Source organism: Curtobacterium sp. VKM Ac-1376 (assembly GCF_015351025.1).
In the GTDB taxonomy this organism is placed as follows: domain Bacteria; phylum Actinomycetota; class Actinomycetes; order Actinomycetales; family Microbacteriaceae; genus Curtobacterium.
Genome location: NZ_JADKRV010000005.1, coordinates 89,406 through 102,155 on the forward strand (window position 1 = coordinate 89,406; position 12,750 = coordinate 102,155).

The 12,750-nt window shown below is 69.8% G+C and carries 8 protein-coding genes; 7 read left to right on the forward strand and 1 reads right to left on the reverse strand.

Features of this window, described 5'->3' with window-relative positions; translation table 11 throughout:
• The first annotated feature begins 17 nt into the window (after window positions 1–17).
• The 5 genes from lgt to ITJ56_RS08495 all read left to right on the forward strand — a co-directional run bounded on the left by lgt (window position 18) and on the right by ITJ56_RS08495 (window position 10,096).
• On the forward strand, window positions 18–1,004 hold the full coding sequence (lgt, locus tag ITJ56_RS08475; protein WP_194629659.1) for a prolipoprotein diacylglyceryl transferase: 987 nt from the start codon (window positions 18–20) through the stop codon (window positions 1,002–1,004).
• A gap of 221 nt (window positions 1,005–1,225) precedes the next feature.
• A complete protein-coding gene (gene gltB, locus ITJ56_RS08480) occupies window positions 1,226–5,833 on the forward strand; it encodes a glutamate synthase large subunit (protein ID WP_416354762.1) in 4,608 nt (1,535 codons plus the stop codon).
• Window positions 5,826–7,283: a glutamate synthase subunit beta gene (locus ITJ56_RS08485; RefSeq protein WP_194629661.1), complete on the forward strand. Its 1,458-nt coding sequence runs from the start codon at window positions 5,826–5,828 to the stop codon at window positions 7,281–7,283. The genes gltB and ITJ56_RS08485 overlap by 8 nt, the downstream gene beginning before the upstream one ends.
• A gap of 143 nt (window positions 7,284–7,426) precedes the next feature.
• Window positions 7,427–8,872, forward strand: a complete 1,446-nt coding sequence (gene pyk, locus ITJ56_RS08490) for a pyruvate kinase (protein WP_194629663.1) — start codon at window positions 7,427–7,429, stop codon at window positions 8,870–8,872.
• Between the two features lie 129 nt (window positions 8,873–9,001).
• Window positions 9,002–10,096 carry a VIT1/CCC1 transporter family protein gene (locus ITJ56_RS08495; RefSeq protein ID WP_194629665.1) on the forward strand — a complete coding sequence of 365 codons (1,095 nt, stop codon included), beginning with the start codon at window positions 9,002–9,004 and terminating at the stop codon, window positions 10,094–10,096.
• On the opposite strand, the gene ITJ56_RS08500 is transcribed toward ITJ56_RS08495, so the two are convergent.
• Entirely contained in the window at window positions 10,093–10,632 is a 540-nt protein-coding gene (locus ITJ56_RS08500) for an HdeD family acid-resistance protein (protein ID WP_194629667.1), read from the reverse strand. The two genes, ITJ56_RS08495 and ITJ56_RS08500, sit on opposite strands and share 4 nt — an antisense overlap.
• Before the next feature lie 150 nt (window positions 10,633–10,782).
• Here ITJ56_RS08500 and ITJ56_RS08505 point away from each other — a divergent pair, with 150 nt between their 5' ends.
• A complete protein-coding gene (locus ITJ56_RS08505; protein ID WP_194629669.1) occupies window positions 10,783–12,324 on the forward strand; it encodes an aldehyde dehydrogenase family protein in 1,542 nt (513 codons plus the stop codon).
• Window positions 12,324–12,722 (forward strand): DUF779 domain-containing protein, encoded by a 399-nt coding sequence (locus ITJ56_RS08510; RefSeq protein WP_194629671.1) that lies wholly within the window; start codon window positions 12,324–12,326, stop codon window positions 12,720–12,722. Before ITJ56_RS08505 ends, ITJ56_RS08510 begins: the two co-directional genes overlap by 1 nt.
• Window positions 12,723–12,750 lie beyond the last annotated feature (28 nt).

Below are 12,750 nucleotides of genomic sequence, written 5' to 3' on the forward strand. Positions count from 1 at the left end.
AAGGCGACCGTACCTCCATGGCCCTCCTGAGCATCCCGAGCCCGAGCACCGCCTGGCAGTACTTCGACCTCACCGCCTGGCTACGCAACGCGTTCGGTTGGTCGCTGCCCCTCGACTTCCGCATCCACGCCTACGCGATCTGCATCCTGATCGGGATCATCGCCGCGGTCGTGCTTGCGAACAACCGGCTGAACGCCCGCGGTGTCGAGCGCTGGATCATCATCGACATCGCGATCTGGGCCGTGCCCGCCGGCATCATCGGCGGTCGGCTCTTCCACGTGTTCACCCATGTGTCCGACTACTTCGGCCCCGGTATCGACCCGTGGTCCTTCCTGTACATCTGGGAGGGGGGCCTAGCGATCTTCGGCGCGTTGATCCTCGGCTCGGTCGGTGCGTGGATCGGGTGTCGGCAGGTCGGCCTGCGCTTCACGTCGTTCATCGACGCCGTCGTGCCCGGGGTCCTGCTCGCGCAGGCGTTCGGCCGACTCGGCAACTACTTCAACCAGGAGCTCTTCGGCATGCCGACGAGCTTGCCGTGGGGGCTCGAGATCGACTCGAGCAACGCGGCGTTCCCGAAGGGCCTGCCCGAGGGGACGCTGTTCCACCCGACCTTCCTCTACGAGATCATCTGGAACGTCCTCGGCGTCGTCGTCATCCTGTTCCTCGCGCGGAGGTTCACCCTGCAGTGGGGCAAGGTCCTCGGCCTGTACCTGATCTGGTACGGCGTCGGTCGGTCGGTCCTCGAATCGATCCGCGTCGACACCAGCGAGACCTTCTTCGGTGTCCGGACGAACGTCTGGGCTGCCCTCGCGGCGATCGTGATCGGCATCCTGATCTTCGTCGTGCAGAGCCGACGGCACACCGGCAAGGAACCGAGCCCGTACCTGCCCGGTCGCGAGCCGCGTCCGAGGTCCGTTGTAGACTCGGACGACACCTTCTCGGAGCACGATGACGACGCGGCAACCGGCGTCTCGAGCGACGATCGGGTCACGACCACTCGCTGATCACGTCGCGGAGCCACTGCTCCGACGGCCACCGGTCACCGCAGCAGCAGTACCAGCAGCAGCACCAGACGGACGCCGCCACAAGCGGGTCCGAGCAACCTCGCCAGCCGGCAGGGCAACTCACTGACGGCGGGCACGGGCACCAGTCCGCCCGCTCGGGCGGAACGCACCACCGGGCCATCGCTGTCCCTGTTCCACTTCCTCGTGAGGACGGTTCCCCCATGGCGCCTCAGCCACTCCAGCCCTCGGCACCGACGTCGCTCGTGCCGCCGCACCGCCGGTTCTCGGCGATCCCGGACGCCACGGGCATGTACGACCCGGCGAACGAGAAGGACGCCTGCGGGCTCGCGATGGTCGCGACGCTTCGCGGGACCCCCGGTCACGACATCGTCGACGCGGCCCTCGGTGCGCTCCGGAACCTCGAGCACCGCGGTGCCGTGGGTTCCGATGCCGGCACCGGGGACGGCGCCGGCATCCTGTGCCAGGTGCCGGACGAGTTCCTGCGTGCGGTCGTCCCGTTCGACCTGCCCGCAGCGGGGGAGTACGCGGTCGGGACCGCCTACCTGCCCCTCGCCGAGGACGCGCGGCACGCGGTGAAGGGCGCCGTCGAGCGGCTCGCGCGTGAAGAGGGACTCAAGGTCCTCGGGTGGCGCGAGGTCCCGGTGCGCCCCGAGGTCCTCGGCACCCTGGCCCGTGCGGCCATGCCCGCGTTCGAGCAGCTCTTCGTCGCATCGATCCGCCACGACGTGCACGGCGCCTCGTGGAGCGGCATCGCCCTCGACCGTCAGGCGTTCCGCCTGCGCAAGCGCGCCGAGCACGACAACGACCTGTACTTCGTGTCGCTGTCGAGCCGCACCATGGTCTACAAGGGCATGGTCACGACGCTGCAGCTCGAGCCGTTCTACCCCGACCTCAGCGACGAGCGCTTCGCTTCGAAGATGGCGATCGTGCACTCGCGCTACTCGACGAACACGTTCCCCTCGTGGCCGCTCGCGCAGCCCTTCCGGACCATCGCGCACAACGGCGAGATCAACACCGTCCGCGGCAACCGGAACTGGATGCGCGCTCGGCAGTCGCAGCTCGAGAGCGAACTGCTCGGCGACATGGGGCCGCTGCTGCCGATCGTCAGCCCGGGTGCGAGCGACTCGGCGTCCTTCGACGAGGTCCTCGAGCTGCTGACGCTCACCGGCCGGACGCTGCCGCACGCGGTTTCGATGATGGTGCCGGAGGCCTGGGAGAACCAGGTCGGGATGGACCCGGACCTCCGGGCGTTCTACGAGTACCACTCGATGCTCATGGAGCCGTGGGACGGCCCCGCCGCGATCACCTTCACCGACGGCTCGCTCGTCGGTGCGACGCTCGACCGCAACGGCCTGCGCCCCGGGCGCTTCCTCGTCACCGACGACGGCCTCATCGTGATGGGCTCGGAGACGGGCGTGATCGACGTGCCCGCCGCCAAGGTCGTCCGCAAGGGGCGCCTGCGTCCCGGCAGGATGTTCCTGGTGGACACCGTGGCCGGACGGATCATCGAGGACGACGAGGTCAAGCGCGAGCTGGCGACGTCGGGCCCGTGGGGCGAGTGGCTCGACAGCGGCCGCATCAACCTGAACGACCTGCCCGACCGCGAGCACATCGTGCACACCCCGGCCTCGGTGACCCGGCGCCAGCGTGCGTTCGGGTACACCGAGGAAGAAGTGCGGATCCTGCTTCGTCCGATGGCTCAGGCCGGTGCGGAGCCGCTCGGCGCGATGGGATCCGACACGCCGATCGCGGTGCTGTCGGACCGGCCGCGCCTGCTGTTCGACTACTTCACACAGCAGTTCGCGCAGGTGACGAATCCGCCGCTCGACTCCATCCGCGAGCAGGTCATCACCTCGATGGGCTTGGGACTCGGCCCGGAGCGCAACCTGCTCTCGGCCGGTCCGGAGCACGCGAAGCAGATCACGCTCGACTTCCCCGTCATCGACAACGACCAGTTGGCGAAGGTCCAGCACTTCGAGACCGAGTCCGGTCGGCACCTGACGGTCACGATCAAGGGTCTGTACCGCGTCGACGCCGGCAAGAAGGCGATGCAGAAGCGCATCGCTGCGGTGTGCGACGAGGTCGACGCTGCGATCGAGTCCGGCAAGCAGTTCATCGTGCTGTCGGACCGTGACGGCAACGCCGAGCAGGCACCCGTCCCGAGCCTGCTCCTGCTGGCCGCGGTGCACCACCACCTCATCCGCACCGAGCAGCGCATGAAGGTCGGGCTCATCGTCGAGGCCGGTGACGTGCGCGAGGTCCACCACGTGGCGACGCTCATCGGCTACGGCGCCTCGGCGATCAACCCGTACCTCGCCATGGAGACCTGCGAGAACCTGGTCCGGGCCGGCATGATCACGGGCATCACCCCCGAGCAGGCCGTCAAGAACGTCATCAAGGCGCTCGGCAAGGGCGTGCTGAAGATCATGTCGAAGATGGGCATCTCGACGGTGTCCAGCTACGCGGGCGCCCAGGCGTTCGAGGCGGTCGGACTCAGCCAGGAGTTCGTCGACAAGTACTTCACCGGCACGTCGTCGATCCTCGGCGGCGTGGACATCGACGTGATCGCCAAGGAGAACGCGGAGCGGCACGCGCAGGCCTACCCCCAGGACGGCGCCGTGCTCTCGCACGAGCGACTGCAGACCGGAGGTGAGTACCAGTGGCGCCGCCAGGGGCCGCCGCACCTCTTCAACCCCGACACGGTCTTCCGCCTGCAGCACGCCACCCGTGCCCGCCGGTACGACATCTTCCGCGAGTACTCCAGCGCGGTGGACGACCAGGCCGAGCAGCTCATGACGCTCCGCGGGCTCTTCCGCTTCAAGCACGGCGTGCGGAAGCCCGTCGCGCTGGACGAGGTCGAGTCCATCGAGTCGATCGTCAAGCGGTTCAACACGGGTGCGATGTCCTACGGCTCGATCTCGAAAGAGGCGCACGAGACCCTCGCCATCGCGATGAACCGCCTCGGCGGCCGGTCGAACACGGGTGAGGGCGGCGAGGACGTCGACCGGCTGCTCGACCCCGAGCGCCGCAGCGCGATCAAGCAGGTCGCGTCGGGTCGGTTCGGGGTGACGAGCATGTACCTGACGCACGCCACCGACATCCAGCTGAAGATGGCGCAGGGTGCGAAGCCGGGCGAGGGCGGTCAGCTGCCCCCGCAGAAGGTCTACCCCTGGGTCGCCCGGACCCGGCACGCCACCGCCGGCGTGGGGCTCATCTCGCCGCCGCCGCACCACGACATCTACTCCATCGAGGACCTCAAGCAGCTGATCTTCGACGTCAAGCGAGCCAACCCGGCCGCCCGCGTCCACGTGAAGCTCGTCAGCCAGTCCGGCATCGGCGCGGTCGCGGCCGGCGTGACGAAGGCACTGGCCGACGTCGTGCTCGTGTCCGGGCACGACGGTGGTACCGGAGCCAGTCCGCTGAACTCGCTCAAGCACGCCGGCACCCCGTGGGAGATCGGCCTCGCCGAGACGCAGCAGACGCTCATGCTCAACGGCATGCGCGACCGTGTGGTCGTGCAGGTGGACGGGCAGATGAAGACCGGCCGCGACGTCGTCGTGGCGGCCCTGCTCGGGGCGGAGGAGTACGGCTTCGCGACGGCGCCGCTCATCGTCGAGGGCTGCATCATGATGCGCGTGTGCCACCTGGACACGTGCCCCGTCGGTGTCGCGACGCAGAACCCGGAGCTCCGCAAGCGTTTCTCGGGCAAGCCCGAGTTCGTCGTGAACTTCTTCGAGTTCATCGCGCAGGAGGTCCGCGAGCTCCTCGCCGAGCTCGGCTTCCGCAGCCTCGACGAGGCCATCGGCCAGACCGGTGTGCTCGACGTCGACCGGGCGGTCGAGCACTGGAAGGCGTCGGGGCTCGACCTGGCGCCGGTGCTCACCGGACCGCACTTCGACGACGCCGAACCCCGTCGGCACCACCGCGAGCAGGACCACGAGCTCGACCAGCACTTCGACGTCCGGCTCATCCAGCAGACCGCCGACGTGCTCGACCACGGCGGCTCGATCGCGCTGGACCTGCCGATCCGGAACACCGAACGCGCCGTCGGCACGATGCTCGGGCACCAGGTGACCCTGCGCCACGGCGAGCACGGGCTGCCCACCGGCTCGATCGACATCACGCTGCGCGGGTCCGCCGGGCAGTCGCTCGGTGCGTTCCTGCCGGCCGGCATCACGCTGCGGCTGGTGGGTGACAGCAACGACTACGTCGGCAAGGGGCTGTCAGGCGGCCAGATCGTCGTGCGACCGGACGCCGGGTCGGGCTTCGACCCGGCCGAGAACGTCATCGCCGGCAACGTCATCGGGTACGGCGCGACCCAGGGCAGCATGTTCATCCGCGGGATCGTGGGCGAGCGCTTCCTGGTCCGCAACTCCGGCGCCACCGCGGTGGTCGAGGGCGTGGGCGACCACGCGCTCGAGTACATGACGGGTGGCCTCGCGCTCATCCTCGGCGAGACCGGACGGAACCTCGGGGCCGGCATGTCCGGCGGTACCGCGTACGTCCGCGGACTGCGCGAGGAGCACGTGAACACCGATGCGCTCGCGTCCGGCGAACTCCGGCTCGAGACGCTCGACAGCGCCGACGTCGAGATCGTCAGGGACCTGCTCACCCGGCACGCCGACGAGACCGGTTCGACGCTCGCGTCCGACCTGCTCGAGTCCGGGGACCTGAGCGACTTCGTCAAGGTGCTGCCGCGCGACTACGCGGCGGTGCTCGAGACCCGCAGACAGGCCCTCGACGAGGGGCTCGACCCCGATGGCGACATCGTGTGGAACAGGATCATGGAGGTGACCGCAGGTGGCTGACCCCAAGGGGTTCCTGAAGGTCCAGGAACGAGAACTACCGCCCCGTCGGCCCGTACCCGTGCGGCTCATGGACTGGAAAGAGGTCTACGAGCAGCAGGAGTCCGGCGCCCTCAAGCGCCAGGCCGGCCGCTGCATGGACTGCGGCGTGCCGTTCTGCCACCAGGGTTGCCCCCTCGGCAACCTGATCCCCGAGTGGAACGACCTGATGTGGCGAGGCGAGGGCCGTCAGGCCATCGAGCGGCTGCACGCCACCAACAACTTCCCGGAGTTCACCGGTCGCCTCTGCCCGGCGCCGTGCGAGTCGTCCTGCGTGCTGGGCATCAACCAGCCCCCGGTGACGATCAAGCAGGTCGAGGTCTCGATCATCGACCAGGCGTTCCAGAACGGCTGGGTCACCCCGCACCCGCCCGAGCGACTCACCGGCAAGACCGTGGCGGTCGTCGGCTCCGGCCCCGCCGGCCTCGCCGCCGCGCAGCAGCTCACGCGTGCCGGCCACACGGTCGCCGTCTACGAGCGCGACGACCGCATCGGTGGTCTGCTCCGCTACGGGATCCCGGACTTCAAGATGGAGAAGCGCCAGATCGATCTGCGCCTCGCCCAGATGCAGGCCGAGGGCACCCGGTTCCGTGCCGGCGTCGAGATCGGCAAGGACATCACCTGGGACGACCTGAAGTCGCGCTACGACGCGGTCGTGGTCGCCACCGGGGCCACGGTGCCGCGCGATCTGCCGATCCCGGGTCGTGACCTCGAGGGCGTGCACTTCGCGATGGACTACCTCGTCCAGCAGAACAAGGCGAACGCCGGCACCACGGTCGACAACCAGGTGACCGCCGAGGGCAAGCACGTCGTCGTCATCGGCGGCGGGGACACCGGTGCGGACTGCATCGGCACGGCCCACCGCCAGGGTGCGCTGAGCGTGACGAACCTGGCGATCGGCAAGCAGCCGCCGCTCGAGCGTCCGTCCGACCAGCCGTGGCCGATGTTCCCGACGGTGTTCGAGATCACCAGCGCCCACGAGGAAGGCGGTGAGCGGCACTTCCTGGCCTCGACCGTCGAGTTCCTGTCCAACGACGCCGGCGAGGTCCGTGCGCTGCGGGTCGCCGAGACCGAGTACATCGACGGCCGGCGCGTGCCGAAGGCCGGCAGCGAGCGGGAGATCCCGGCCGACCTGGTCCTCATCGCGATGGGCTTCACCGGTCCCGAGTCGGACACCATCGAGCCGCAGCTCGGCCTGCCCACCACGGGGTCCGGAGCGCTCGACCGTCGTGCCGACTACGCGACCAACGAGGCCGGCGTGTTCGTCGCCGGTGACGCGGGTCGCGGGCAGTCGCTCATCGTGTGGGCGATCGCCGAGGGCCGCGCCGCGGCCGCCCAGGTCGACGAGTACCTGGAGGGCTCGACGATCCTGCCGGCACCGGTCAAGGCGACCGACCGCGCGATCTCGATCTGATGTCGGACCGCCACCACCAGATGCTCACCTCTCCGTGAGCGTGAGGCCACCAGCACTCGGTAGGGTGCTGGTGGCCTCGCTTCGTTCCGCGCGGCCCCACGGCGCGGAAACCCAAGCTCCATCCACCACCACGAAGGAATCCATTGAGACGCGCAAAGATCGTTTCGACGCTCGGACCGGCAACGTCGGACTACGAGACCGTCAAGGAGATCATCCAGGCGGGCGTCGACGTCGCCCGACTCAACCTCAGCCACGGTGACTACAGCGTCCACGAGGCCAACTACGTCAACGTGCGCCGTGCGGCCGAAGAGCTCGGCAAGCCCGTCGCGATCCTCGTCGACCTGCAGGGTCCGAAGATCCGACTGGCCAAGTTCGCCGACGGCCCCCACGACCTGGCCGTGGGAGACGTCTTCACCATCACGACCGAGGACGTCCCCGGCTCGAAGGAGATCTGCGGCACGACGTTCAAGGGCCTGCCGCAGGACGTCAAGCCCGGCGACCCGCTGCTCATCGATGACGGCCGGGTGCGGCTGCGTGTCCTCGACACCGACGGCGTGCGCGTGCGCACGGAGGTCGTCGTCGCCGGCACGGTGTCGAACAACAAGGGGATCAACCTGCCCGGCGTCGCCGTCAACGTCCCCGCGCTGAGCGAGAAGGACGAGGCCGACCTGCGCTGGGCGATCCGCCAGGGTGCCGACCTCATCGCCCTGTCGTTCGTGCGCAACGCCAGCGACGTCGACCGCGCGCACGAGATCATGGACGAGGAGGGCAAGCGCCTCCCGGTCATCGCCAAGGTGGAGAAGCCGCAGGCCGTCGACGCGCTCGAGGAGATCATCGACGCGTTCGACAGCATCATGGTCGCCCGTGGTGACCTCGGCGTCGAGCTCCCGCTCGAGGCGGTCCCGATCGTGCAGAAGCGCGCCGTCGAGCTGTCCCGCCGTATGGCGAAGCCGGTGATCGTCGCGACGCAGATGCTCGAGTCGATGATCTCGTCGCCGATCCCGACCCGCGCGGAGACCTCTGACGTCGCGAACGCCGTCCTCGACGGTGCCGACGCGGTGATGCTGTCCGGCGAGACGAGCGTCGGGGAGTACCCGGTGCAGACCGTTCGCACGATGGCCCGCATCGTCGAGTCCACCGAGGACCACGGCCTCGAACGCATCGCGCCGCTCGGCACGAAGCCGCGCACCCTCGGCGGCGCCATCACCCTCGCCGCCGTCGAGATCGCGGAGTTCACCGAGGCGTCGTATCTCTGCGTCTTCACCGAGTCCGGCGACTCGGCCCGCCGCATGTCGCGTCTGCGCCACGGCCTCCCGATCATCGCCTTCACCCCGAACGAGGCCACGCGTCGTCGTATGGCGTTGACCTGGGGCGTCCGCTCGTTCCTCGTGGAGCGGAAGACCCACACCGACGAGCTCTTCTCGCAGGTCGACGACGTCCTCCTCGAGAACGGCCTGGCCGCCCCCGGCGACCGCGTCATCGTGACGGCCGGTTCCCCTCCCGGGATCGAGGGCTCGACGAACGACCTCCGCGTGCACCGGGTGGGCGACGCCCACGCCGAGGCCGCTCCGGCGTACGTCCGGGACTGATCCGCAGGATCCGTCCCCACCAGGGCGCGGACGGGAGGCACGGCGCAGCAGCGTCGACGGCCACCGGTCCGCGCCCTGCCGCGTCCCACGGGCCCTGGCGGTGACCGCACGTCGGCCGCACGCGGCAGGATGGTCGCTGTGAGCCTCCGATCCGACACCCCGGCGCCGCGCGCCGACGTCCGCCGCTGGCGCCGGTACCTGGCCGACGAACGCGCCGAGGCGGCGGTGTACCGCAACCTGGCCGCTCGCCGGTCCGGCGAGGAGCGCGCGATCCTCACAGCGCTGGCCGAGGCCGAGGGGCGACACGAACAGCACTGGCTCGACCTGCTGGGCGACGACGTCGGGCGCCCGCTGCGGGGGAGCCTGCGGACGCGGGTGCTCGCCGCGCTGGCGAAGCGCTTCGGGTCGGTCTTCGTCCTCGCGCTCATGCAGCGAGCCGAGGACCGCTCGCCCTACGCCGACGACGCCGATGCGACCGCGCGGATGGCCGCCGACGAACGCATCCACGGCGAGGTCGTGCGGGGGCTCGCGAACCGCGGCCGGATGCGCCTGTCCGGCACGTTCCGGGCGGCGGTGTTCGGTGCGAACGACGGCCTGGTGTCGAACCTCGCGCTCATCATCGGCATCAGTGCCTCCGGAGCGGACCGCCACTTCGTGCTGCTCAGCGGCATCGCCGGTCTGCTCGCCGGGGCGTTGTCGATGGGTGCGGGCGAGTACGTGTCCGTCCGCTCCCAGCGCGAACTGCTCGAGGCGTCGGCACCGCACCCCGAGGCGCGGCAGGCGGTGTCCGACCTCGACGTCGACGTCAACGAACTCGCCCTCGTCTACCGGGCGCGGGGCATGGCCGAGACCGAGGCGACGGTGCACGCGGCCGAGGTGCTGACCGGGATCGGCGAGCGTCGGCCGGCCACCGGGTCGACGCCGGTCGGTGGCGACCACGAGGCAGTCGGTACCGGTCTGAGTGCGGCCGTGTCGAGTTTCTGCTTCTTCGCCTCGGGTGCGATCATCCCGGTGCTGCCGTTCCTGTTCGGCATGCAGGGATGGGCGGCGATCGCGGTCGCGGGTGCGCTCGTCGGCATCGCGCTCCTCGGTACCGGAGCGGTCGTCGGCGTGCTCAGCGGAGCGTCGCCGGGCAGACGGGCGTTCCGGCAGCTCGCCATAGGACTCGGCGCCGCGGCCGTGACCTATGCGCTCGGGCTGCTGTTCGGGACAGGCACCGCCTAGCGGCGAACCGCGGCGCGGGGCGGCAGCAGCAGCAGTGCCGCAGCGCCGACGGTGATCAGCGCGATCCCCGCGAACACCATGAACACGGTCAGCGCCAACCCGGGTGCGACCAGGACGATGACGCCGCCGATGATCGACAGCACGCCACTGACGACGGTCGGAACGCGAGACGAACCGGGGTGCCCGACGAACCCGCCGACGATCGCCGCGACCCCCTCTATCAGGAAACCGATGCCCGCGAGCACGGCGTAGACGATCAGCGGGACGGCGGGGTCGATCAGCGTGACCAGCCCCGCGACGGTGACGAGCACCCCGACGACGCCGGAGGTCCAGCGCCAGACCTTCGGCGTGCCGTGCCCCCGCACCGCGGCGAAGACCCGCAGGGCACCGGCGACGACGAGGTAGACGCCGAACAGCAGCGCCACGAGCACGAGCGACGGGCGGGGCCACACGATGGCGACGACCCCGAGCACGATGGCGACGACCGCCGTCACGACGACGAACACCCGGAAGGTCCGGACGGCACGAGAATCCACGAGCACTCCTCCTGATCGCCACGGCTGGTGCCCAGCACGCTACCCGTCGGGCAGCGGCACCGTGCAACGACATGCAACCCCCGTGGTCGTACGGTGCGCAGCAGGCGCGCGGACCGTGCGCCCCGACAGCGTCGTCGAAAGGGCACCACCATGACCATCGCACCCTCGCCCACTAGCTACGCCGCACCCGGCGAGCCCGGCTCCCTGGTCGAGTACCGACCGCGGTACGACCACTTCATCGGCGGTGAGTACGTCCCGTCGGCGAGCGGGCAGTACTTCGAGAACCCCACCCCGGTCACCGGCCGGGTCTTCACCGAGGTCGCCCGCGGGGACTCCACCGACGTGGACCGTGCGGTCGCGGCGGCGTGGAAGGCGTTCCCGTCGTGGGGGAAGACCAGCGCGGCCGAACGCGCGATCGTCCTCAACAAGATCGCCGACCGCATGGAGGAGCACCTCGAGATGCTCGCGGTCGCGGAGACGTGGGAGAACGGCAAGCCGATCCGCGAGACGCTCGGTGCCGACATCCCCCTCGCGATCGACCACTTCCGCTACTTCGCCGGGGCGATCCGCGCGCAGGAGGGGTCGGCGGGGGAGATCGACCACGACACCGTGGCCTACCACTTCCACGAACCGCTGGGCGTCGTCGGGCAGATCATCCCCTGGAACTTCCCGATCCTGATGGCCGTGTGGAAGCTCGCGCCGGCCCTCGCCGCGGGCAACTGCGTGGTCCTCAAGCCGGCGGAGCAGACCCCGGCGTCCATCCACGTGCTCGTCGAACTCATCCGCGACCTGCTGCCCGCCGGTGTGCTCAACGTGGTGAACGGGTTCGGTATCGAGGTCGGTGCCCCGCTCGCCCAGCACCCGGACATCCGGAAGATCGCGTTCACCGGTGAGACAACCACGGGCCGTCTCATCATGCAGTACGCCTCGCAGAGCCTCATCCCGGTGACCCTCGAACTCGGCGGCAAGAGCCCGAACGTGTTCTTCCCGGACGTGGCCGCCGAGAAGGACTCCTTCTACGACAAGGCGCTCGAGGGCTTCACGTTCTTCAACCTCAACCAGGGCGAGGTCTGCACGTGTCCGTCCCGGGCGCTCGTGGCCGCGGAGATCTACGACGGGTTCGTCGCCGACGGCCTGGAACGCGTCCGCGCCGTCAAGCAGGGGCACCCGCTCGACCTGTCGACGATGATCGGCGCCCAGGCGTCGAACGACCAGCTCGAGAAGATCCTGAGCTACATCGACATCGGCAAGCAAGAGGGCGCGAAGCTCCTGACCGGTGGAGAGCGCGCCGACCTGGGCGGCGAGCTCTCCGGCGGCTACTACGTCACCCCGACGGTGTTCGAGGGCGACAACTCGATGCGGATCTTCCAGGAGGAGATCTTCGGGCCCGTCCTCGCCCTGACGTCGTTCAGCGGCTACGACGACGCCATCGCCACCGCCAACGACACCCTGTACGGGCTCGGGGCGGGCGTGTGGAGTCGTGACGCGACGACGCTGTACCGCGCTGGCCGCGACATCCAGGCGGGCCGCGTGTGGTCGAACACCTACCACCAGTACCCGGCGGGCGCGGCTTTCGGCGGGTACAAGCAGTCCGGCATCGGGCGGGAGAACCACAAGATGATGCTCGACCACTACCAGCAGACGAAGAACCTGCTCGTGTCCTACGCGGACGGCCCGATGGGCTTCTTCTGATGACGCAACCGGCCCGCGTCGCGGTCACGCCGGCGGCGGGGGAGCTCCTGCGGACCCTCACCACCCGGCACGGCCCGCTCATGTTCCACCAGTCGGGCGGCTGCTGTGACGGCTCGAGCCCGATGTGCTTCCCCGTCGGCATGTTCCGGACCGGCCCCGGGGACGTCCTGCTCGGTGCGCTGCAGGTGGACGGCCTCGACCCGGTCGAGGTCTACATGTCGGTGTCGCAGTTCGAGTACTGGAAGTACACGCACCTGACGATCGACGTGGTCGACGGCCGGGGCGGCGGGTTCTCGGTCGAGGTCCCCGAGGGCAAGCGGTTCCTCACCCGCTCCCGGATGTTCGACGACGCCGAGCTCGCCGAGCTCGGCCTGGTCCCGCGGGTGTCCCGGACGTAGGCTGGCCGCACTCGTCCGCGACGGTGCG

What these genes read in the sequence shown, in the direction of transcription:
- ITJ56_RS08510 (WP_194629671.1), top strand. Translation starts at nt 12,324, where the DNA reads ATGACGCAACCGGCCCGCGTCGCGGTCACGCCGGCGGCGGGGGAGCTC.
- ITJ56_RS08495 (WP_194629665.1), top strand. Translation starts at nt 9,002, where the DNA reads ATGGTCGCTGTGAGCCTCCGATCCGACACCCCGGCGCCGCGCGCCGAC.
- lgt (WP_194629659.1), top strand. Translation starts at nt 18, where the DNA reads ATGGCCCTCCTGAGCATCCCGAGCCCGAGCACCGCCTGGCAGTACTTC.
- gltB (WP_416354762.1), top strand. Translation starts at nt 1,226, where the DNA reads ATGGCGCCTCAGCCACTCCAGCCCTCGGCACCGACGTCGCTCGTGCCG.
- ITJ56_RS08505 (WP_194629669.1), top strand. Translation starts at nt 10,783, where the DNA reads ATGACCATCGCACCCTCGCCCACTAGCTACGCCGCACCCGGCGAGCCC.